Raw genomic sequence first — 23,468 nt, forward strand, 5'->3', positions numbered from 1 at the left:
AAGGCTATAGAATGATATTTATTTTGTTTCAGGTTTAGGTGTTCAGAACTCCAAACGGCCAACTGAAAACTCCCAACTGATTAATGGTCAAACTCACCAATATTTTTCGCCGATTCTTCATCAGATACCAGTTTCCTTACTTTCTTTTTATCTAACCATAATACCAGCGCTGGTAATAAAGTTAAATTGAAAATTAAAGCTACTAATAAGGTTATGGATAGGAGCAGTCCAAGCACTACCGTTCCTCCGAAAGTAGATGCCGTAAAAATTCCGAAGCCGAAGAATAAGATTAAAGCGATGTGCGTCATGCTCACGCCTGTTTCTGTAATGGTATCGGTAATCACTTTAGGTACACTAAAATTGGTCAGATTTAATTCCTGTTGATAGCGGGTTAAGAAATAAATGGTCTGGTCGGAAGCTAAACCAAAGGCTATCGTAAAAATTAATATGGTTGAGGGTTTTAAGGAAATTCCAAAATAACCCATAATTCCTGCGGTAATAATTAAAGGAACAATGTTGGGCAACAGCGAAATAAACATAATGCCCAAACTCTTAAACTGTGCCAACCTTAAAAGGGAGATCAATACGATGGCGAGTGCAATACTTTCTACCAAATGTTTTAACATATAATCCGTCCCTTTAGAAAAAATAATGCTCGATCCCGTAAGTTCTACATCAAATTTAGACGGAGGCAAAATACTGTCGATCCGCGGTTTTAATTCAGCCATAATGGCGTCTAAACGTTTTGAGCCAACATCAGCCATTTGAAAACTGATCCTCGTACTTTGATTGCCCTTGCTGATAAAGTTGGTTAACAAACTTGCATTTCCCTTGCCGCCATTGGCGATGTAGGCCAGGATAAAGTTCTTTTCTAAATTATCTGGTAAACGAAAAAACGTAGAATCGTTATTATAAAAGGCTTGAGTAGCATACTTTAAGCCCATGTTAACCGAAATGGAACGCGAAAACTCCGGATAGGAAGAAATCATTTTTTCCAGTTTTTCCATTCTTTTCAGATTGGTTAAGTTGAAGACCCCATTCTTTTTCTTGGTATCTACGCTTACTTCCAAAGGTAAAATACCCTCGAAATTTTTCTCGAAAAACTTTAAATCGGTTAAAATTTCAGAGTTTTTGGGCAGGTCATCAACCACATAACCATTCACATTAATTTTCATCACACCGATAAAGGCAATGATGGATATGATAATCGTTCCGATGTAAATCAGTCCACTTTTGTGCTGCACTAGTGTATCGGTTTTGACCAATAATTTATGCAAAAATCCTTCTTCAACGTGGTTTTGTGCCTTAAGTTTAGGCGCTGGCAAATAACTGAAGATAATTGGGATTAAACATAAACACATTAACCAGGTAATCATTACGTTTATAGAAGCTACACTGCCAAATTGCATCAAAAGCTCACTTCCGGTAAAATAAAGTACCCCAAAACCAATGGCCGCGGTAATGTTCGCAATTAGCGTGGTAATTGCAATTCTCTCTATGGTTACGCTTAAAGCACGCTGTTTATCGCCATCTTTTCTAAGTTCATTCTGGTATTTGTTTAACAATAAAATACTGTTTGGAATACCGATAATTACAATAAGTGGTGGAATCAGTCCTGTTAAAATAGTAAGCTCGAAACCGAAGAGTACCAACGTGCCGATACTCCAGATCACACCCATCACAACCACTAAAATAGGGAAGAACACGGCGTAAAATTTCTTGAAGAAAAACAATAGGATTAATGCAGAAACAAGTATCGATAAGCCTAAGAACAATACAAATTCATTGCTCACCAATTTACTTACCGCTGTGCGGATATAAGGTAAGCCCGAAATATGCACTTGTATCTTTGTTGCGGCCTGGAAAGCTTTGGCTTTTGCTTCAATTTCTTTTAAAATAGGGTTACGCTCAGCAGTATTTAAGATTTTGGTGTCAAAAGTAATGGCCATTAAAGTGGCATTCTGACGGTTGTAAACCAGTCCTTCGAAAAAAGGATTGCTATAAATGGTATTTTTGATCGAATCCATCTCAGCGTCGGTTTTAACCAAACCACCAGGAAGCGGTTTTAGCACAAATTTTTGGTTTACAGTATCTTTTTCCAGTTGAAAAATCCTTCCTGAAGATAAAACCTGTTTAATGCCTTTTAATTTCTGAATGTCGTTAGAAAGCTGGACCCATTGGTTGTAAACTTCTTTTTTAAAAATATCAGGAGATTGTATACCTACCACCATCACACTTCCATCTTCTCCGAAGGTCTTTTTAAAGGCGTTGTATTTTACGAATGCACTATCGGTAACAGGCAGGATTTTACTTCCAGTGTAGGAGAGTTTTACATTTTTGGCCTGATAAGCCATGAAAATTGTGCCTAATAAAAAAAATACGATGATTGCGATACGGTTCTGAAGAATAAATCTCGATAGCTTAACCCACATGTGCAGCTTAGTTTAATAATAATATTAACGGCAAAACTAATCTTATTTGTAAAACGTGATTACTTTTTGCGCAATTAAATTTGCACAAATAACATACTTTTGAAAAAATTGTTTTAATCGGATGTTGCACAAAGTTAGGGGCATTGTTTTAAAGACCACCAATTACAGCGAAAGCAGTGTGGTGGTGCAGGTGCTTACCGATAAATTCGGCATGCAGTCTTACCTTATTAATGGTGTTAAAAAGCCGAAGGCGAAGATTAAGATGAACATGTTGCAGTCGCTTCATTTGTTGGATATGGTGGTTTATCATAAAGCAAACACCAATATTCAAAGGGTATCGGAAGTTCGGCAAACGCCTGTTTTTAAAAGCATCCCCTACGATATGATTAAAACCAGTATCGTTATTTTTTTAAATGAGGTGCTGTATAAAAGTATCAGGCAGCAATCGGCGGATGAGAGTTTATTCGATTATATTTTTAATTCGATTGCCTGGTTTGATGAAATTGAAGAGATTAATCCTAATTTTCATTTGTCGTTTTTATTAAAACTTACCCGTTTTTTAGGTTTTTCGCCTAATGAGAAAAGAAGAAATGATCAGATTTATTTCGATCTGCAGGAGGGAGAGTTTACCTCCAGACTGCCAATCCACTCTAATTATCTCCTGTTAGAAGATGCTATCGGGTTTATTTTGCTTTTTAATACGCCGCTCGAAAAAATTTCTGAAATAAAAATGAGCAATGCACAGCGACGTTTTTTGTTAGATAAGATATTGGTTTTCTATACCTTACATACAGCGTCGTTTGGGGTGGTACAATCGCACAAAATCCTCGAAACTTTGCTAAGTTGAAAAAAAAGAAAAAAAGATTTGCAGAACAGTTTTATAGCGCTATATTTGCATTCCCAAACGGAGGATGGGACATTAAGTTTGACAAATTAAAAAGGGAAATTAGCTCAGCTGGTTCAGAGCACCTCGTTTACACCGAGGGGGTCGGGGGTTCGAACCCCTCATTTCCCACCAAGCCTTTCAGTACAACTGGAAGGCTTTTTTATAAAACTTTGAATACACCCAAAAAAGGGAAATTAGCTCAGCTGGTTCAGAGCATCCCGACGTTATCAGTCGGGAGGGTCGGATCTAATAATATGAGTGAGTTTGATAACAAAACCAAAGGGAAATTAGCTCAGCTGGTTCAGAGCACCTCGTTTACACCGAGGGGGTCGGGGGTTCGAACCCCTCATTTCCCACAACTAAAGGTCTTCGATAATATTGAAGACCTTTTTTTAATTCATATAGAAATCACCGTCCTATTAAGATTTCTAAAAATAATAAACATCCCAAAATAATTAAACAATTGTTAAAGATGTTTTACGCCTATATTCTATATTCCAAAATCCGAGATAAATATTACATCGGTTCTACTGTTAACCTAACGGAACGGTTAAAGAAACACAATACAAATCATTCGGGGTTTACCGGGCATACCGGTGATTGGCATATTGTCTGGTTCGAGATTTTCGATAACTTAAGAGATGCAAGGATTAAGGAAAGCCAGATCAAAAAATGGAAAAGTAGGGTTATGATAAAAAAATTGATTGCATCAACTGGTTTATAGTACCTCCTTTATACCGAGAGGGTCGTCCCGATTCGGATCGGGATCATTTCCCACAACTAAAGGTCTTCGATAATATTGAAGACCTTTTTTAATTCATACAGAAATCACCGTCCTATTAAGATTTCTAAAAATAATAAACATCCCAAAATAATTAAACAATTGTTAGAGATGTTTTACGCCTATATTTTATATTCCAAAATCCGAGATAAATATTACATCGGTTCTACTGTTAACCTAACGGAACGGTTAAAAAAGCACAATACCAAACATTCCGGTTTTACCGGACATACCGGTGATTGGTTTATTGTATGGTTCGAAATTTTCGATAACTTAAGAGATGCAAGGACTAAGGAAAGCCAGATTAAAAAATGGAAAAGTAGGGTTATGATAGAAAAATTGATTGCATCAACGGGTTTATAGCAACTCCTTTATACCGAGAGCGTCGTCCCGATTCAGATCGGGATCATTTCCCACCAAGCCTTTCAATTTATTGAGAGGCTTTTTTGTTGTAAATCAAATTCAAATTACCTGAAATATAAAGACTTCTTAGAATCTTTCTATAATACGGTCGTCATGCTGAATTTATTTCAGCATCTGCTATAAGAACCACCTATTGAGCTCTATAATGCTGAACGCAGTGAAGAATCCCTAATATAGCGCACTGATCATGTTTGATCCTGAGTATCTTAAAAAGATTCTTCACTGCGTTCAGAATGACAAAAGCAGCTATTTAGGCTCCCACAACTCAATCTTATTGCCTTCTCCGTCCATAATATGGATGAACTTCCCATAATCGTAAGTTGCAATCTCGTCGAGTATGGTTACGCCGTTTTCTTTGAGTTTCTCAACAAGACCTTCGATATGCTGTACACGATAGTTAATCATGAAATCTTTTTTGGATGGCGAAAAATATTCATCCCCTTTTTTGAACGGACTCCATTGAAGTGATTCGATCTCATCAGGATTATTGAGGTTTCTGGATTCAAAACTTGAGGTGCCCCAGGCGCTCATTTCAAATCCTAGATTTTTAGCATACCAGTCTTTCGTTTCCTGAGGATTATCGGAAAAAAAGAAAATGCCGCCAATTCCTGTCACCTTTGGAGTATTGTCTGCAGCTGAAGTTAAGTTGTCTTTTGGTTCTTCCATATTGTTTTTAGTTAGCTGATTACAAGTACTGTTGCAACCTATATCATTCTTGTTGGTCTTTCTTATTGGTTTCAAGATAGCAGAAAATTACTTCTCCTCAAGTATGTTTTTTTCCACAGAAATGAGTTTAAACAGAATATAATTTATGTTTTATTTATTTACCTTATTCAATTATATATCCGAAATTGCCAGCTGAAAAATTGCGGCAGATGTTCGGTAAAGTTATCAGGTTCATTTTTTTTGGAAATTACTTTGTAGGCATTTTGGCTGTTGCCCTAACGCTCGAAGCTACTTTCCAGTTAAGGCTGCCGCTTAACTCTTTAAATTATTACCTGCTATTGTTTCTGGCGCCAACCATCTATTATACCTACGCTTACAATAAGGTTTCAACCAGGCCATCAACAACTAATCCGCGTAACCAGTGGTACTTCAAACATAAACAGTTTATTAACTGGAGTCAGGCTATGCTTTTTATTATTTGTATGTTGTTGGCCATAAACCTGCTTTACCGAAACTTTCAGCATATTATGGCTTTGCCGATCAGTTATTGGGTAGCAATATTAATCATCATTACTGCAGGTGGCTTATATTATGGTTTATTACCCCGGTCTTTCCTCAAATTTAATCTGCGCAATACAGGCTGGTTAAAAGCTTTTGTAATCGGTTTTGTGTGGGCCTGTTGTGCCAATGTGCTGCCGTTGATTATGCTTAAAATTGAAACTGGGGTTGGCTACCATGATTCTGTACTGTGGACCTGGCTATTTATTAAAAACTGGATGTTCTGCACGGTAAACGCAATCATTTTTGATATTAAAGATTACCCAACAGATGCCAATAAACATTTAAGAACATTCGTAGTACGTTATGGCCTGCGCAGAACAATTTTCAGTATCCTGATTCCATTGCTGATTATAGGTTTAGTTTCTTTAGGCATATTTGCCAGTTACAAAGGTTTTGGATTGCCACAGGTTTTATTTAATGTGTTACCTTTTATCCTGACCATTTACGTGGCCTATTCCATGCACCGCAGAAAAAACATTCTCTATTACCTGATGGTAATTGATGGCCTGATCTTATTTAAGGCAATATGCGGAATAATCGGAATGCAGTTTGTGCATTAAGCTAAAAGACCAAAGCATAAAGTCTAAAGCCAATGTTATATTTGAAAAGTTCAATCTTGATACCTGAACCTCGTTACTTGATACTATGCTTAACAACTACGATAAAATAGCCGGTTACTACGATACTTTAAGCCGCTTGGTGTTTTTTAAATCGCAGGTTAATGCGCAGATTAATCAACTTAGACATATTCAGGGGAATAGCCATGTATTAATTGTTGGCGGTGGAACCGGATGGATCCTGGAAGAACTCTCGAAGATTTATACAGGTGGATTAAAAATCGTTTACGTAGAAATATCTGCTAAAATGATTGCACTTTCTCAAAAACGAAACTATAAAGACAACCAGGTAGAATTCGTAAATATTGGTATTGAAGATTTTAAAACTGATGTATTATTTGATGTAATTTTAACGCCTTTTCTGTTTGATAACTTTGCGGAACAACGCGCGGTAAAAGTATTCGACCAATTAAACGAGTATTTAAAGAAAGATGGATTATGGCTCCTGGTCGATTTTTCGTTAAATAAAACCAACGGAAATTGGTGGAAATGGTTGTTGCTCAGATCGATGTACGGATTTTTTAAATTATTGGGCATAGTAGAAGCAAATCAGCTTATCGATATGAATCCTTACTTTGTCAATGCCAATTACCTGATTGTTGAGGAACGGCTATATTATGGAGGCTTTATTAAGGCAACAATCTTCCGAAAAATAAAATGACATTTATTTAATGCAATGTTGTTGCGTTTAATAATTCCTTTCAGATCTTTGTATTAAAAGATTTAGATATGGATTTTGATGTAATTATAATAGGAGGAAGTTATGCTGGTTTATCTGCCGCATTAACTTTGGGCAGGGCGACCAGAAATGTTTTGGTAATCGACGCTGGTAAGCCATGCAACAGGCAAACCCCACATTCGCATAATTTTTTAACGCACGATGGCGATAAGCCTGCCGATATTGCTAAAGCTGCTAAAGCAGAAGTACTGAAATATTCAACAGTTCGATTTTTAGAGGGGCAAGCGATTTCGGCCAGGCAAATAGATGGAGGTTTTAGTATAAGCTTAGAAAACAGCGAAAATTTTACTGCACGGAAAATATTATTGGCCACAGGTTTAAAAGATGAACTGCCTGATATTAAAGGTTTGGCTGAGTGCTGGGCCATTTCTGCTATACATTGCCCTTATTGCCATGGTTATGAGGTGAAGAATGAAAAAATAGGCTTGTTGATGAACGGCGAGCATGCATTTGAGATGGCAAAAACCCTAAGTCATTGGAATAAAGATTTAACGATTTTAACCAACGGTAAATCGCAGCTAAGCGCGGAGCAGACTGAAAAACTGAAATCCAAATCAATCACCATTATAGAAGATGAAGTTGCTGAACTGCTCCACAATAATGGTTATCTCGAAGATGTTGTTTTTAAAAATGGCGAAAAAATAGCCTTAAAGGCGATATACCTCAAATCGGATGTTGAACAACATGGCAACTTCAACGAACAGCTCGGGTTTGAATTAACAGATTTAAAAACAATAAAAGTAGATGAGCAGCAGCAAAGCACTGCCAAAGGCGTTTATGCCGCAGGAGATTGTGCAACCCTGTTCAGGTCGCTGTCTATCATTACAGCTGCCGGAACAATGGCCGCTGTGGTGATGAATAAGGAAATGATTTCTGAAGATTTTTGATCAATCATCTGAAATTTAAAATAAGATTGCACCAACAATTGTTGCAATAAATATCGCTGCTATTACGATTCTATCGGCGGCAATCCATTGCGCTCTTGTAAGTGGTGTAACAATTTTTTTTGCAGTTTCTGCTTTATGCCTGGAAAGCCTGAAAACCGTGGTGTCTAATTTAATAAGCATAGGGATAAGTTTAAAAGGGTTAATTTTCTTAAGACAAATCCCAAGCCAAAAGCCTAAAAAAATGTTGAATTGTTAATAACTTATGCTTTTTTGTTTTTCGACTGATATTTATTTTTTTTTAAATACAATTGGGTGATAAATAGGCGATAAAGCTGTATAGAAAATCAAACAGCTTTATCGCGGCATTTGTATAGTAATGAGTTTATTAGCTATTGCATCGCCTTGTCTTCCTGCGCTTTTAATTTGCTATTCTTTTTACCGTACCAGAAGTAAATGGCTAAGCCAATAATTAACCATACGGCTAACCTCAACCAGGTTTCCCAAGGTAAAAATACCATCATGGCAATGCAGGTTAAAATGCCTAAAATAGGGATTAAGGGTACAAAAGGAACTTTAAATGGACGTTTAGCTTCGGGATTTGTTTTTCTTAAGATCAATATGCCAACACAAACCATTAAAAAGGCCAATAAGGTACCAATGCTTGTCATTTCGCCAACCACATTCATGGGGACAAATGCCGCAAAAAGTCCGATAAATACACAGAGTATAATGTTCGATTTGTACGGCGTTTTAAATTTAGCATGTACATCAGAAAACATCTTTGGCAATAACCCATCCTTACTAATGGAGTAAAACATTCTCGATTGAGCCATTAAGTCGATTAAAATTACGGAAGTATAACCGATTAAAATAGCTAAAATAATCGCCTGGCTTAACCAGGCGTAAGGTGTTTTTTCGATGGCAATGGCTACCGGGGCACCGCTGTTGGCAAATTCTTTATAATTGGCCAGGCCAGTCATCACATGTCCGAACAAACCGAATAGAACCGTACAAACCACCAACGATCCAATAATACCGATTGGTAAATCGCGGGCAGGATTTTTTGTTTCCTGTGCCGAAGCTGCTACAGCATCGAAGCCGATAAATACAAAAAACACTAAACCAGCACCACGTAAAACACCGCTCCAGCCAAACTGACCAAATGTTCCGGTATTTTCGGGGATGTATGGATGGTAGTTTGCAGGATCGATATATTGCCAGCCCAGCGCAATAAAAACCAATACTACACCAACTTTAAGAAATACAATAATTCCATTTACAATGGCTGAGCCTTTGGTACCGCGGATTAATATGGCCGTCATTAATACCACCACCAATGCTGCGGGAATGTTAATAATGCCATTAACCGTTGAGCCATCTGCAAGTTTAGCGGTTTCGAAAGGAGATAAGGTTAGCTGCGGAGGGAGATAAATATGCAGGCTGGCCAAAAACCTGGTTAAATACTGCGACCAGCTGATGGCTACGGTAGCACAACCCACAGAATATTCCAATACCAGATCCCAGCCTATAATCCAGGCGAAAAGTTCGCCCATGGTGGCATAAGAATAGGTATAAGCACTACCTGCAACCGGAATCATCGAGGCAAACTCCGCATAACACAAAGCTGCAAAACCACAGCCCAATGCCGCAATAACAAAAGATAAGGTAACTGCCGGACCGGAGTGATTGGCTGCGGCCAAACCTGTAATGGAAAATAAACCTGCACCAAGCGTTAAGCCAACACCAATTAAAATAAGGTTTATCGGGCCTAAGGTCCTTTTGAGCGTTCCTTCGCCGCTTTCGTTTGCCTCAGCAACAATGCTGGCAATAGATTTTTTCATGAAAATAAGTTAAGACGCTGCAAAATTATTAAAATATATTAAATCTATAGTATTTATATATATTATTCGTGTGTGGCCTACGAAGTTTAAAAGGGCAGGTATACGGGCAGACTTTGGGAAACTAAAGCAGTTAGAATGAATTTCTTCTTTTGGAAAATTTGCGTCCTGTTTTTCATCTATCGTATGGACACATTTTTGTTAGCCTGTATTGTTTTTGCACATATTCCAAAGGCGATCGTCATGCTGAATTTATTTCAGCACCTTTCTTGCTATTGAGAGTAGCCTGATCCTAAAAAACTGTCAGGTGTCGACACAAATATTTATTTATTTTTCCGCTCTATGCCGCGGTGGCATGGTAGTTTTTCGCAGATGAAGTTGTTTTTATTTGTGCTCAAGAATGCTGGCGCATTTTGGAGCGCCAAAGTACCCAAAGCGCTTGGTCAATCCGGCAATGAGCTTTTTGCACAATCCCATGCACATCAAAAAAACAGCGGCACTTCGTTTTGTGTTCGATATTGTTTTAAATTAAATCATCGTTTATGAACACAAAACCACTGCGTTTCAGGTTTGTTAGTGCCAATTGCCCTAGACAGCAACTGTTCTTTTGATTTTTCCCGCTCTTGGGATTGACGGCGTACTTGGTTAAAATCCGTGCTTTTATTAAAGTTGGTTAGCATTATGCCTAAACTATTCTTAAAAAAAAGATGTGCCCACACGATAGGTTTTTCATGGGAGCTGCAGTCCCGCCATCGCTTGTAATCCTCTCCCGATGAAAATCGGGATGCGGGCTACCCGCTCTGTCGGGTTTATTTACAAGGGACTGTTCTGGCATTATTCCAAAAACTGTTAATAGTAACACCAGCCCTCTGCACCTTAAACCTGATGGCGCCAAATAGCTCCCGATTTTATCAAAATATTTGTTTTTAAAGCATTATAAATCGGGACTATGGGCAACAGCAGGACTGCATAAACCGAAGCATTACAAGGCCTTGCTTTTCTAAAAAGTATTAAAAATTTCCACCTTTTACAGAATTATTTCCAAAACACAAAATTTTATTTAAAATTATTTAATTGATAATCAGTATTTTATGATTTTACTTTAATTTATTTTAGTACTATGTATTGCATGGTAGTATATAAAACATATATCTTTGTATTATGATAGCAGAAAATACGCAAACACAAATGCGGAAGGGAATTCTGGAGTACTGTGTTTTATCAATCATCTCACGGGGCGAAATATATGCTTCGGATATTATTGCCGAATTAAGGACGGCAAAGCTATTGGTGGTTGAGGGTACATTATATCCATTATTAACGAGGCTTAAAAACAACGGTTTGTTAAGCTACAACTGGGTAGAGTCTACCTCAGGTCCACCGCGTAAATATTATACCTTAACCGAAGACGGTCGGGCTATTTTATCACAACTAGATCAAACCTGGCAGGAGCTGGCTTATGCTGTAGGTATTTCACAAAAAGGAGCCAATTCATAAATATTAAAAAGGAAATGGAAAAGACCATCATCATAAACATAGGAAACACGATTATTCATATTGAAGAAAGTGCTTACGAACTCTTAAAGGCCTACCTGAACGAAGTAAAACAGTATTTTGCCAACCATGCAGATGACCTTGAAATTGTAACGGATATCGAAAACCGGATTGCCGAACTGTTAACCGAGCAATTGGAAGAGCAGAAAAAACAAGTGGTAGATTCGGCCAACGTAAATTCGGTGATTGCGCAAATGGGCAAGGTGCAGGATTTTGATACGGTAGAGGAAGGTGAAGAAGCGCCTGCAATCAATAACAACTATCAATACCAGTACACGGAGAAAAAACTGTACCGCGATATGGACGACCGCGTGGTAGCAGGTGTTTGTGCAGGTATTGCACATTACGTAAACGCAGATCCTAAATGGATCAGGCTTGCAACATTGCTGATCAGTTTTGCCGGTGGATTTGGAATACTGGTATATGCCATACTCTGGATTATTATGCCGAAAGCAAAATCCCGGATCGAACGCATGGAGATGAAAGGTGAGCCTGCAAACCTTCAGGGTTTCCAAAAGAACCTTGATGAAGAATTACAAGCAGTTAAAGAACGTTTGGGCGAAGTAAATAAACATGCTCAGCCAATATTTGCCCGTTTAGGGAATTTTATCGGAGAGTTTTTCGAATGGCTTGGCCGGTTTATATCGGGCACCGGAAAGATTATTTTTAAAGTAATTGCGGGTTTCATCGTGGTGTTTGGTGTACTCTTTTTAATTACTTTAATTATAGGTACGGCCGCTTTTCAGGGATTTTGGGATGCCAGCATTTACGAATATTTTCCCTTCTCTATTATTAATGAAGGCAATAGGGGGGCAATTTTATTTGGTGCATTTATTGTTTGCTTTGTACCGGTTTTAGCCCTTGTATTATTCTCGATCAGGGTAGCTTTTAACAAACAGGCCATTAATAAAACACTTTCTTTCGCTTTGTTAATTATCTGGTTGGCTGGTGTAGCGGTAACGGGTTATCAGGCAGCCAAGATTTCGTCAGAATTTAAGCAGCATGCGGAGTTAACACAAACAACCGACTTGAAAGCTTATCCGGTATATACCATCAATATCGATAAAAGTAAATATTTCAGCAAAGAAGATAGCGTGGCTTACCACATTGATGCGAACAACGGCCATCAGATTGTAGTTGATGATTTTGAAGACGGACCTTTTGTTTCACCGAACCATATCCGCATTGATATTAACAAAAGTGAAACTGGTGTTACCCGTTTAACACAGAAGTACGAATCGCAGGGTAAAACTTTTCAAAGTGCCTTGCAAAATGCGCAGAACATTAGCTACAATTATGTAGTGAAAGATGCTGAACTGATTTTTAGTCCGCGGTTTCAATTGAGAAAGGGAACCATTTGGAGAAACCAGGAAGTAAGGTTAAATCTTGAAATCCCGGTGGGTACAAAATTAATTTTAAAGCAGGATGCTTACCGCTATGTTAATAATTACTGGACTTGGGAATGTAACGACAGCGAAAATGATCATAACGATTCCAGCATATGGATTATGACGGATGATGGTTTGAAATGCGTTGCGAAATTAAAAGAAGAGGCGTTAAAAAAGGAAAAGTTAGAGCAGGAGCTACGTGATTTAGACCATTTGAAGCAAGATAAACCTAATGATACCCTTTACCAGGATTCCGTATCAAACCGGATTAAGGAAGTTAAAGAAGAGTTGGGTATAACACCTGAATAATAGTTCCGTCATTTCGAGGGGGCTAGGCTGGTTCGTCATTGCGAGGCACGAAGCAATCTTAATGCAATAGCTCACTTTTAGCTATTCAATAATTACAAACCCATAGTTGTAGGATTGCTTCGTGCCTTGCAATGACGGATTTATCTCAGCAATAAAAATATAACGCCTAAAAGAAAAGCCATGAAAACATTATTTACGCTAGTTGCATGCTTAATGGCATGTGGGGCTTCTTTTGCCCAAAAATTAAATAAACTTACAGGGAAAATTGTTGATGAAAAGACTGTTCCCGTATCATTTGCTGTTGTTAGGGTACTGCATTATCCTGATACCACCGTAGTTAAAAGCGTATCGACCAATATTGAAGGCGAGTTTGCAATTGATGAGCTAAAAAGCGGTGAGTATGTATTATCGGTTTCTATAGTGGGTTTTAAAAGTAAAAAGACCAGCCATTTTTCGCTTAATGAAGACTTGAAATTACCTGCCATCACGATCGAAAGCTTAAGCAAACAATTAAAAGAAGTGAGCGTGCAGGGCAAAAAACCTTTTATTGAACACCAGATCGATAAAACGGTGCTGAATGTTGAAAATAGTATTATTGCAACTGGGGGCACGGCTTTAGAAGTGTTAGAAAAAGCCCCGGGCGTGCAGATCGACCGCCAAAACGACCAGATTAAACTGAATAATAAAAGCGGTGTGATGGTGATGATCGACGGGAAATCAAATTTCCTATCGGGTGCTGATGTTACCACATTGCTGAGCAATATGAGCAGTGATCAGATTTCTACCATCGAACTCATTACCAATCCATCTGCCAAATACGATGCCGCCGGAAATGCAGGGATCATCAACATCAAACTAAAACGTAATAAGGCTTATGGCACTAATGGTACAGTTACATTAAATACTGGGCAAGGTATTATGCCGGATTCACCAAGTGATTTGTTCCGTGCGGGTGTAAACCTGAACTTAAACCATAGACAAGGTAAATGGAACATTTTTGGAAATGGTGCTATAGTACGCAAAGCCCAATTTAACAATACGTTTTTAACCCGCACCACTTTGTCGGAGGGATTGGCAAGTTCGCTTACGCAAAATTTCGACCGTAAAAATAAAGGTGTTGGTTTTCAAGGGAAACTGGGGGCAGACTATTATGCTTCTGAGAAAACAGTTTTTGGGGTGATGTTGGATGCCAATACAGTAACCACTAAGCTCACCAATTTTAGCAATACCAATATTAATGCGGTACAAAATGGCGCATCAGTTCTGAATTACATTTTACAGGATGCCAATTCGAATTCGCCTGTAGGCAATTTAACTGCCAACTTCAATATCAAACATGATTTTGATAAAAAGGGGAAAAGTATCACTTTCGATATGGATTACTCGGGTTTCAGCAATAAAAAAGATGAAAATTTTCTGGCCAATTATTTAAACAGCAGCGGTAGCCCGACCAGCCAAACTACTTTACGGAACAATACAGATGCGGAGATTAATGTGTATGCCGCCAGAACGGATTTTACCTTACCGATTTCGAAAACCATGAAACTGGAAACCGGTTTAAAAAGCAGCTATGTAGTTACCCATAACGACTTTATTTCAGAACAGTTGATTGGAGGGGTGTGGCAAAATGATTTGGGTAAATCGAACAATTTTGTGTACAAAGAAAATATTAACGCCATTTATGGAAGTTTCGCTAAAGAATGGAAGGTGTGGCAGATTCAGCTGGGTTTAAGGGCTGAGCACACACATTCTAATGGCACTTCTGTAACCGACCAGAAAGAAGTAGACCGCAACTATCTATCTGTTTTTCCAACCGTTTTTGTAAACCAGAAGATCAGTGAAAACCATAACATCCGTTATTCTTATGGCAGAAGGGTAGACCGTCCGAATTACCAACAGCTAAATCCATTTGTATTTTATATGGATCCTTTAGCGGTTGATCAGGGAAATCCTTATCTGAAACCTCAGTTTACTGATAATTACCAGATCAGCTATAGTTATAAACAGGCTTCTTTCTCGCTAAGTTATTCGAATACCCGCGATATGATTACGCAAATTAGTAAACAGGACGATGCTACCCGGGTGATCAGTGTAATCCGCCAGAACTTAGGCCGTTTCCAGAATTACTCTGCCGATTTATATGTTCCTGTTAAGGTTACGAAATGGTGGAATATTCAAAATAATGTTAGTGTTTATTACAGCAAATTTAATGATGGGAATATTGAAGGTGCTGCATACAGTGCAGGAAAGGCTGCGGTAAATGTTTTTACTTCCAATTCGTTTACCTTACCTCAAAACTTTAGTCTCGAAATTAGTGCATGGCTGAACTCCCCACGGGTTTCGGGTGTAGAACAAACCACCATTTATCAGGGCGCCTTAAATGCCGGAATCCAGAAAACTTTGATGGATAAAAAGCTTAAACTACGTTTAAATATGGATGATATTTTACTTACCAACCATTGGGAGGGGAAATTGGTTTATCAGAACATCAATATGAACGTAGTGAACCGCTACACCAGCCGAAGGGCAAATTTCAGCGTCAGCTACAATTTCGGAAACCAGAATGTGAAATCGGCCCGGTCTAGAAATACTGCTACCGATGATATTAAGGGAAGAGCGGGAGGATAGTTTTAGTCCTAAGTCTAGAGTAATCAGTCCAGAGTCCAAAATGTCAGTCTGAGCCTGTCGAAGACCTTTAATTGGTGAAAACAAAAAAACATTTGTCCTTCGACAAGCTCAGGATGACAATTTTTAACAATTACAAATTAATAATAACATGAAAAATATAATATACAGTATCGCGATTTTATTTACCGCTTTAGGTTACGGATGCCATAATAGTGGTGGTTATTTATCAATAAGTGCTTCAGATACCAATGGCGATTTTAAATTTGAGGCAAAGTATGCCGAAGATAAAACTGCGAAACTGGAAAAATACCTGGATAGCGCCTTGAATAATGAACTTCCATTAGATCAGAATATCGATCTGTTTGTGAACCTAAATGGCAGCGATAAGTTTAACCTTAAAGCCAAAAAAGGCTGGTTAGTAATCGACTTTGATAAACGGAACAGCTCTTTAGCAGGCTATATGAAAGTGAAAAAGCTTACTGAAGGGATTAAGCAGAAGTTAACGGAATAATCGGGTTTTAACCGCAAAGATCACAGAGAGAAGGCGCAGAGGGCGCAAAGTTGGGCGGTCTGCGACTATGTGTTCTGACTGACAATTGGTAAGGGAAAATCTGCGAACGATTTGATCTGTGGGGTATTTAACTATTTAATATCTTATTCCATAGTTTTGATCGTTCCAAATTAAAAGTCCGCCAATGTTTTCAATGTTTAATTTTTCGACATCGTTTATTTCATCAAGACGTTTTTCAAAAGATTTAAGTGTTATTTTAACTTTTTTAACCGCTTTTTTGAGCTCATGTCGGTCAATTGATAGTATACTTTCTCGTGGTGTAGGTTGAAAGGGTTCATCAAATTCGCCAACCGAAAAATCAAATACGATATTGTCGCAATCAAATTTGATCTGTGGGGCAGGGTGTCCTTCATAATAAGTATTTTGTAACGTTGAAAGTCTGTCCCAATAAATGATATCACTTAGGCCTCCGCAACATTGAGGAAAATATTTGTCTTGCCCATCAACATTCAAAACATAACCGCCAAAAAATGTTGCAGACTGTTGTCGTTCATATTTTCCATCTCTCATTTCTTGCGTATGGTCAATGATGAGTTTGGTTAAGTTGTTATCAGTAATTTCTGAGAGCTTATAGAATGGAAAACCGTTTAAATAAGGTGTCAGTTTATCTTTAAAGCCCGCTTTTCGAAAGCATTCTTGATGATAAGCGTTCCAGATTTCAGGATGTTCCCAATAGGGAAATTTGTCTGGTGCCGTTAGTTCCTCATTGTTATATCCGATTTCAATTACTGGTATCAAATCTATGAGCATGGTTGGCAATTTAGTTGACACAAGTTAGGGGTTTTAGTTTACAGTTTTAAATTGACAGTTTACAGTCAACTTTATCCATACCAGTATTCATCAATCGAAACGGTAAGGCCATATGAATATAACAATCGCTATTTAACCTCTCCCAAAAGTTACAGGTCCTCCTCACTAAACCCGACAGCAGCGGAAATCCTTTTTGTTGCCTCTTCCATAGATTCAGGATAACAGTAACAAAAAGATTGTAGCGAATGGTGGGGCTGTGTTGCCCGAAAAACACAGCACCCATCGTTTCTAAATTCTTTACTATTTCCAGCTAGCCTTTTCAGTTAAACCATTAACCCATAAATTAAATTCAAATAGTCATAAAAACGCCTTGATATTGTCACGATTACCCCTCATTTGCATGGCTCTTCCGTTGTAACTTTATCATCATCAAATCAATAGGAAATTAGATGAGAAAGATCAGAATAATGGAACACATCTCGCTTGATGGCGTGATGCAGCACGAAAACAGCGAGGATTTCGCACATGGCGGATGGACAACACCTTACCGGAGCCCGGAGGGTTTGGCCGCCGTACTGGAGGCACAGGGCACTAACATTGATCTGCTGCTTGGCCGCAAAACCTACGATAGCTGGACCCAGTACTGGCCAAAGGCTGGCGATAATCCAATGGCGAACAGTTTAAATAATGGCAAAAAATATGTGGCCACGCATAGGCCCGACAGCCTCGAATGGGGACCGGTTGAAGATTTAGGCACAGATATCGTAACGCGTATTCGCGAACTCAAAGCAACAGCGGGTCCTGATCTGATCGTGTATGGAAGTTCAACAGTGGTAGCTGTGCTGTTAGCGCATGGACTTGTTGACGAGGTTGTGCTGATGGTATACCCGGTATTGTTGGGCATGGGCAAACGTTTCTTTCCGGACACTGCTGATGCGCGCGAACTGGCTTTTGTAAGCACGAAAACTACGCCAACAGGGGTGCAGCTGAATACTTATCGCTATGTTGGGGAGCTGGGAAGTTAATTAGTTTGGAGTTGAGCGTTTGGCGTTTGGGGACTGGAACGTCATTGCGAACAGAAGCCTGTTGGCTTATATTCCTTCAATTCCTTATGTAGTCAAACGTCACTTTTAAGGTGTGTGGTTTGTTAGGCCGTTAAACAAAATCAACCGGGAACTTTCGTCATTCCCAGTTGATTAAGTGATTTCTAACCTTTAGGTTTCGAAATATGCATTGGTGCGATACGGGAAATTAATCTTTCACTAACCTTACCGCGGCACCTGTGGTCTTACTGTAGTCGGTTACACGCGGTTCGCTGTATTTGTTAAAGTCAAGGTAGTAGGCAAAGCTGTCGCCGCTTGATTTGGTCGTGCTCGACCACCAGTAGCTTAACCATACCCCGTACTTGAAAGATTGGCCGCCACCATATTCATCACCACCAGCACTGCCATTGGTCAATAAATTGAGACCTGACGAGTTATCACCATTTCCATGTGCAAATTTGTACGAATCTTTTACGTCCCAGCCGGTGGTACCACGCATTTTTTTACCAGCTACCTTTTCTCCACCTAAAGCCGAAATAAGCGTTAAAAATTCATTACTGCTGGGCACATGCCAACCGGCAGGCGCTAAGCCGCGGCGATCGGTAACTGCATAAAAATTGTACAGCTTACCATATTTTTTTTCATTACTGCTGTCGAAATTAAGGTAACAATAAGCCGGAATTTTTTCCCTGCTTACCTTTTCCCATTCTTTTTGGTTGGCCGCATAATAAATCTGCTCGCCGTTTCTATAGGTGCTCACGTTTAAATTGGTGCTTGTCCACACCTGGTTGCCAATTTTTACCGGCCCTGTAATTTCTGGCGAGGCATTGTATAATTCTTTTAACTGCGCCGCTTGCGCTGAATTACAGCTCCAAACAAAGTTAGTAGGTTGTATGCCGCCGCTTCTTTTTAAACATTCTTTAGTTGCTATTGCATCGGCCTCTTCTTTGGTTTTTGCTATGCCCCAGCCAAATGCGGTACCCACATTGCCGTTTATGGTGCGGTATGCTGCACAACCTGTACCCGAATAGGTGAGCACAATGCTACAAGATCCACCGCGTTTGTTGCATTCGTCAACCGCTCTCTTTTCAGCTTCTGCCCGGTTTGGCTGATCGAATGAAAAACCATAATAAAAACCATTGGATCGGTCTATAGCCAATGCACCATATTTGGTTTTAACGGGAACAGCTGCTTTGGCTGGCGATTTCTTTACCTGCGCAATTAAATTGGATATCGTAACCAATTGCACAAGCACTGCCATTAATAGTAGTTTGTTTATTTTCATGCTTTATAGTTTGTTTGTTATTGGCAAATTTCCCAATCACCCTACTGGGCGTCAATACCATTTATTGGGTATATTTTGATGAGGGTTTGAGAAGTTAGGAGACGAAGTGGTGAAGTTTGGGTTTCTAAAAAGAGAACCGATTCGTCATTGCTGTAAGGGTAGATTGGTGAGGGAGCGTGAAGCAATCTGTTTGAAGACGATAATCTTCCATAATGGGGATGTTAAGGTTTGGAGTTGAAAGGTTTTTTGGAGCGCAAGGGCTGTAACCCTTAGGTTGGCTTCGGTCCTGCTGTCCGCTCCACTTCCATCAGGGCTATTTAACAATAGCTTGTACCCCGAAAGCGTAGGAATGGATGACTTAATCTGTTTGATCGGTTAGTCCGGTGTCGGAGGTTCGAAGGTTGACCTAGTAAACAAATAGTTACTTCAATAAAACTAAGCCAATGGAAACTGGACTAAAGCCAATCGTTTTTACCTGATACTATTGCCGAGCGAGAGCATTATTCCTCTTCTTCCTGCCACTCGTCGCCAAATATTAGGAGTTTATTTGCTCTTAAATATTCGTATTGGTCTTTTGTTAGATAGATAATGCTTGCTTCCTGCCCGCCTGTATAAAGTTCGTAAAACTGTCCTTTGAGTTTGTTTTCTGTCACTACCGCCTTAATAAAATCGAAAAACTTTGGATCAATCCAATCGTTCTCAATTTTAAATTTTCCGTTATATAATTTTTCTCCTAGTTTAAATCTGAGTACAACTTCTTTGTTTTTTTCTAAGTCAAAATTGTCTGAAACTTCTGTTGGTTTAAAATCCTGATGCGAAATTTTCTGATATTCTTTTATTAATTCATCATATGGCGCTTCGAGGTTCGCCAACTCCGTATCGAACTGATGTATAATTTCGGGAAAAGCCAAAAGTACATCGTTCAGATTAATATTCTCCTGTTCAGAAACTGTTTCTTTAGCCTTTTCAATTTGGGCAGCAGTTAAATGAGAAAGCAATCCTATTTTCTCATATTCTTCGATTGCTTTAGCTATATTTTTACTGGTTAAAGTGTTCTTAAAACTTTCGTAACTGGGCGAATAATAATCATCTCCACTACGCAATGCGTCTGCCTGTTCTTTGGATAATGCGATTATTCCAAATACTTTCCAGGTAACGGCATTTCCCTGATCGGCTTTTACTTCGTGTAGCCGGTAAGGCGATTGCAGATCTGCCAAAATTTTATTGAAGATTTTATAATATTCTTGTTGGTCTATTTTGTCTCCAAAATATTGGTCTTTAGTTTGGCTGTACAAACGATAAAGACTTTTTTGTTTATACTTCTTGCCGTTCGATTTTAATGAAACAATAAAGTTGTAAAATTTACTTTCATCATCAGATAATGTACTGTCTAGTACAATCTGGAACTGAAAGTCTGTAAAAGCCAGTTCTGGAAAAATGCTTGCTGTTTTTTTATGGATTTGTTCAAGATATTTTTCTGGTTCGTTTGCATAGTCGTGGTCGTTTATAATGACAGCCTTGTTGCAATAATTCAGGAAATCGATAGGGTTTTGCAATTGCCCTTTGTTGATAGCTGAAATAAGCTGGTCGTATTTAACACTTACAATTTCTTTGCTTTTTAGTTTGTTGGCAAATACTTTTAATTTTTCAGGGTTCATATATTCCTGTAAGGCAAGTTGTGCGGTAATAGCCAGCAAGAGCTCGAGGAAGTGCGCAAATTTGTTATTACTGATTTCGGTTCTAAACTGTTGATATTCAATTTTATTAATGATACTACATGATTTCAGTTTTGAAAGGTAAACCGTTAAATCTTTGTTGATTTTTATTTGTTCTTCCGGTTTGATTTTTTCTTCACTAAAGTTCAGGTATGTGCTAAATTCAGAATACTTTTCTCCTTTTAATTTCTTGTATTCGATCTGAAAGAGCGCATATAAATAGCCTGGATTAGATTTTATGTTACTACTCTTGTAAAACTCATCAAATTCTTTTATCTGGGTTTTATCGATCAGATTGTGTGCGATGAGTTTTTCGTAAACATCCATGGTTTGTGCACTGGCTAAATTTGCTGCCAAAATGAGTAGGGTTAATACATTAAAAAGGGTCTTCATATAATTATGCGCAAACTAATTTAAACAACTCTTCTTTTGTCAAATTTTCGATTTGAATGGCGCGAAATCCCTTTAATGAGTAAGTGTATATTTAGAACTGATAAATTGAGCATAAGGGTTAATTTAAATATTATTTCTGTGATTAATTTTTTTTTAATGAGTTTGACGTAAATCTAGCTAAAGCCAATTTTATTTTGTCAATCTTTCAACGTTTTTTCTCCAGGTGTACAGCCCATCAAACACCACCGATTAAAAATGTATCAAGAAATTTGGGAAATGAATTTGTTAATGTGATTACGTTTTCTATCCTATCATAAATGTGGTAATCATTTATCGAGTTACTTTCAGTGTAAAGGCGGAGAGAAATAAAGGTAAAATCGTTGTCTCCGATTGAGGGTTGAGACGGGCTTGGTTCGGAGTTGGTTCGGACTTCTGACAGCGTTGTTACAATTGTAGCCGAACAAAGCCCGAAGTAAATCTGTAAATATTACCTCCTAATTATTAACCTCTTTAGCGTCGGGAGTGTTCGTGTACAAGGCAGAGTGATGAACGGCTCGTGTATATACCGCAGCTAACCCGTTAAGATTTTTAGTGAGATTAATGTATCAAAAGCATAAGCCTTACTGGCGCAGGTCTTAGCGTGCAGGCGCTTGGGGGTGATGACTTGTGTATTTATCGTACACAATTCGTTAAGCCATTAGTGAGATTCGCGTATCAATTTATTAAAAGCATTTTAAACGTTTGGCGATATTGTTGATATTATTTTACACTCGTCACATTTAAAATCATACTGATCGTTTAGTTGTGTTTTTAAATTCCATTTCTTGTTGCAACCCGGACAAGGCCTTGTCAGCTGATCTCCTTTATATTTCTTGTAATTATGTAAATAATAAAAAGTTGGAATTGAAGTCAGTTCTTCGATTTTTCTGCAAATTTCAAGTCCTTGCCTGGATAGTTGGGATTTAATTTCTTGCATCTGATTTAGCGCCCAACGTTCTCCAACTTCACAATTCATTTGTAAACTGTCGCAGGAAATATAATTCGTTTCCCAGCTTAAAATTGGCATATAGCCATGATCGTAATAAATTGGTAATCTATAAAGTGGTACTGATTGGTTACAAGTCCCACAAGTTAATGGAGATTCAATGGTGATATAATTTGTAATCAGAATATAGAAGTGAGACTTTTTACATTTGCAAGGAGATTTGTAACTGTCATACGACTTGCCGATAGTTTTATAGCTCAGCCTGGAGTTACACAGATCTTCAATTTTTTTTGTTTGTCTATTTACATAGAAGTTATTGAATTTCTTGTCAAGAGAATTTTTCTCAAGCGTGAAAGGCAAACAAACTATTTTGTCGTTTTTAATATACTGTGATTCTATTCTTCCTTGTGTCTGTCCATTTCCACGATAAAAAGACATTAGTATACCAAATTCATCAATGAGCTCGTCTTTATCCAATTTTGTCTTTATATCAATTGATATTTCTTGAATGTACATGCTGTCTTTGTCTTGCTAATAAGTTGGCAAATTGGTAAATAAATAAAATCAATCGTTCTAAATGATTTTGATACTGGCGATCATATTTTGAACAGATGTTAGTTCCCTTGTATTAATCGGCATTGCCTCCTGTTCCTTATCAATTGAGAATGTGCAGATAAATATATCATTTTGCTTTCCTGTTATCCAATAATAAATAATTTGGTGGTCTCCCTCTTGTTGAAATTCTCTCTTGTAATGCGCGCAGTTGTATTCACCTAAGATAATTTTCTGTGCACCTGTATTTTCCAAAACCTCAGTAGTAATATATTCACTAGCTTTATCCACATTTGAGTCAGTTACATTTGGCCACTGGAAAGCTGTAATCCTAAAATTACCAGTCCATGAGGCTTCCGCTTCATTCCAGAAAGCATCCGTAGAATTTTCCGCATCATCGTATGCTGTCCAACCATTAGTTAGTGTGAAGCTAAACCACCCACTCCTAGAAATATAATTACTCAT

Annotated in this window: 20 protein-coding genes and 2 tRNA genes; 13 read left to right on the plus strand and 9 right to left on the minus strand. The window is 38.3% G+C overall.

Annotated elements, in window-relative coordinates:
* Positions 1 to 80: 80 nt before the first annotated feature.
* The gene (locus AC07VK_RS09760; protein ID WP_492954149.1) at positions 81 to 2,432 is read right to left on the minus strand and encodes an efflux RND transporter permease subunit; all 2,352 of its coding nucleotides are present in this window, start codon (positions 2,430 to 2,432) and stop codon (positions 81 to 83) included.
* A gap of 121 nt (positions 2,433 to 2,553) precedes the next feature.
* On the opposite strand from AC07VK_RS09760, the gene recO reads away from it, so the two are divergent.
* From recO to AC07VK_RS09785, 5 genes are all read left to right on the plus strand, one after another.
* Positions 2,554 to 3,279, plus strand: coding sequence for a DNA repair protein RecO (gene recO / locus AC07VK_RS09765; protein ID WP_492954148.1), 726 nt, complete (start codon positions 2,554 to 2,556; stop codon positions 3,277 to 3,279).
* A 93-nt stretch (positions 3,280 to 3,372) separates the two neighbouring features.
* Positions 3,373 to 3,450: transfer RNA gene (locus tag AC07VK_RS09770), tRNA-Val, on the plus strand.
* Positions 3,451 to 3,599: 149 nt separating this feature from the next.
* Positions 3,600 to 3,674, plus strand: a tRNA-Val gene (locus tag AC07VK_RS09775).
* A 116-nt stretch (positions 3,675 to 3,790) separates the two neighbouring features.
* Positions 3,791 to 4,042 carry a GIY-YIG nuclease family protein gene (locus AC07VK_RS09780; protein ID WP_492960132.1) on the plus strand — a complete coding sequence of 84 codons (252 nt, stop codon included), beginning with the start codon at positions 3,791 to 3,793 and terminating at the stop codon, positions 4,040 to 4,042.
* Between the two features lie 168 nt (positions 4,043 to 4,210).
* Positions 4,211 to 4,462 carry a GIY-YIG nuclease family protein gene (locus AC07VK_RS09785; protein WP_492960134.1) on the plus strand — a complete coding sequence of 84 codons (252 nt, stop codon included), beginning with the start codon at positions 4,211 to 4,213 and terminating at the stop codon, positions 4,460 to 4,462.
* 306 nt (positions 4,463 to 4,768) lie between these two features.
* On the opposite strand, the gene AC07VK_RS09790 is transcribed toward AC07VK_RS09785, so the two are convergent.
* Positions 4,769 to 5,188: a VOC family protein gene (locus AC07VK_RS09790; RefSeq protein ID WP_492954147.1), complete on the minus strand. Its 420-nt coding sequence runs from the start codon at positions 5,186 to 5,188 to the stop codon at positions 4,769 to 4,771.
* A 209-nt stretch (positions 5,189 to 5,397) separates the two neighbouring features.
* Here AC07VK_RS09790 and AC07VK_RS09795 point away from each other — a divergent pair, with 209 nt between their 5' ends.
* The 3 genes from AC07VK_RS09795 to AC07VK_RS09805 all read left to right on the plus strand — a co-directional run bounded on the left by AC07VK_RS09795 (position 5,398) and on the right by AC07VK_RS09805 (position 7,992).
* Positions 5,398 to 6,309 (plus strand): UbiA prenyltransferase family protein, encoded by a 912-nt coding sequence (locus AC07VK_RS09795; protein WP_492954146.1) that lies wholly within the window; start codon positions 5,398 to 5,400, stop codon positions 6,307 to 6,309.
* Positions 6,310 to 6,394: 85 nt separating this feature from the next.
* On the plus strand, positions 6,395 to 7,027 hold the full coding sequence (locus AC07VK_RS09800) for a class I SAM-dependent methyltransferase (RefSeq protein WP_492960136.1): 633 nt from the start codon (positions 6,395 to 6,397) through the stop codon (positions 7,025 to 7,027).
* Between the two features lie 68 nt (positions 7,028 to 7,095).
* Positions 7,096 to 7,992: an NAD(P)/FAD-dependent oxidoreductase gene (locus AC07VK_RS09805; protein WP_492960138.1), complete on the plus strand. Its 897-nt coding sequence runs from the start codon at positions 7,096 to 7,098 to the stop codon at positions 7,990 to 7,992.
* 15 nt (positions 7,993 to 8,007) lie between these two features.
* On the opposite strand, the gene AC07VK_RS09810 is transcribed toward AC07VK_RS09805, so the two are convergent.
* Together AC07VK_RS09810 and AC07VK_RS09815 are read right to left on the minus strand one after the other, a co-directional pair.
* Complete coding sequence (locus tag AC07VK_RS09810) at positions 8,008 to 8,172, minus strand: hypothetical protein (RefSeq protein ID WP_492954143.1); 165 nt, start codon at positions 8,170 to 8,172, stop codon at positions 8,008 to 8,010.
* 209 nt (positions 8,173 to 8,381) lie between these two features.
* Complete coding sequence (locus AC07VK_RS09815; RefSeq protein WP_492960140.1) at positions 8,382 to 9,833, minus strand: amino acid permease; 1,452 nt, start codon at positions 9,831 to 9,833, stop codon at positions 8,382 to 8,384.
* 1,158 nt (positions 9,834 to 10,991) lie between these two features.
* On the opposite strand from AC07VK_RS09815, the gene AC07VK_RS09820 reads away from it, so the two are divergent.
* The 4 genes from AC07VK_RS09820 to AC07VK_RS09835 all read left to right on the plus strand — a co-directional run bounded on the left by AC07VK_RS09820 (position 10,992) and on the right by AC07VK_RS09835 (position 16,220).
* On the plus strand, positions 10,992 to 11,327 hold the full coding sequence (locus tag AC07VK_RS09820; RefSeq protein WP_492960142.1) for a PadR family transcriptional regulator: 336 nt from the start codon (positions 10,992 to 10,994) through the stop codon (positions 11,325 to 11,327).
* Positions 11,328 to 11,341: 14 nt separating this feature from the next.
* Positions 11,342 to 13,081, plus strand: coding sequence for a PspC domain-containing protein (locus AC07VK_RS09825; protein ID WP_492960144.1), 1,740 nt, complete (start codon positions 11,342 to 11,344; stop codon positions 13,079 to 13,081).
* A gap of 180 nt (positions 13,082 to 13,261) precedes the next feature.
* Positions 13,262 to 15,709, plus strand: a complete 2,448-nt coding sequence (locus AC07VK_RS09830) for a TonB-dependent receptor domain-containing protein (RefSeq protein WP_492960146.1) — start codon at positions 13,262 to 13,264, stop codon at positions 15,707 to 15,709.
* Between the two features lie 148 nt (positions 15,710 to 15,857).
* The gene (locus AC07VK_RS09835) at positions 15,858 to 16,220 is read left to right on the plus strand and encodes a hypothetical protein (RefSeq protein WP_492960148.1); all 363 of its coding nucleotides are present in this window, start codon (positions 15,858 to 15,860) and stop codon (positions 16,218 to 16,220) included.
* A 135-nt stretch (positions 16,221 to 16,355) separates the two neighbouring features.
* Here the strand turns inward: AC07VK_RS09835 and AC07VK_RS09840 are convergent, their stop codons facing one another.
* Positions 16,356 to 17,030 carry a hypothetical protein gene (locus AC07VK_RS09840; protein ID WP_493053015.1) on the minus strand — a complete coding sequence of 225 codons (675 nt, stop codon included), beginning with the start codon at positions 17,028 to 17,030 and terminating at the stop codon, positions 16,356 to 16,358.
* 449 nt (positions 17,031 to 17,479) lie between these two features.
* Here AC07VK_RS09840 and AC07VK_RS09845 point away from each other — a divergent pair, with 449 nt between their 5' ends.
* Positions 17,480 to 18,055 (plus strand): dihydrofolate reductase family protein, encoded by a 576-nt coding sequence (locus tag AC07VK_RS09845; RefSeq protein ID WP_492960150.1) that lies wholly within the window; start codon positions 17,480 to 17,482, stop codon positions 18,053 to 18,055.
* 226 nt (positions 18,056 to 18,281) lie between these two features.
* Here AC07VK_RS09845 and AC07VK_RS09850 read toward each other — a convergent pair whose 3' ends face one another.
* From AC07VK_RS09850 to AC07VK_RS09865, 4 genes are all read right to left on the minus strand, one after another.
* Positions 18,282 to 19,358, minus strand: a complete 1,077-nt coding sequence (locus AC07VK_RS09850; RefSeq protein ID WP_492960152.1) for an FISUMP domain-containing protein — start codon at positions 19,356 to 19,358, stop codon at positions 18,282 to 18,284.
* Positions 19,359 to 19,858: 500 nt separating this feature from the next.
* Positions 19,859 to 21,466: a hypothetical protein gene (locus AC07VK_RS09855; RefSeq protein WP_492960154.1), complete on the minus strand. Its 1,608-nt coding sequence runs from the start codon at positions 21,464 to 21,466 to the stop codon at positions 19,859 to 19,861.
* A gap of 733 nt (positions 21,467 to 22,199) precedes the next feature.
* Entirely contained in the window at positions 22,200 to 22,967 is a 768-nt protein-coding gene (locus tag AC07VK_RS09860) for a DUF2310 family Zn-ribbon-containing protein (protein WP_492960156.1), read from the minus strand.
* A gap of 57 nt (positions 22,968 to 23,024) precedes the next feature.
* Complete coding sequence (locus AC07VK_RS09865) at positions 23,025 to 23,468, minus strand: DUF3805 domain-containing protein (protein ID WP_492960158.1); 444 nt, start codon at positions 23,466 to 23,468, stop codon at positions 23,025 to 23,027.

The organism is Pedobacter sp. GW821-FHT01D05, from assembly GCF_059422505.1.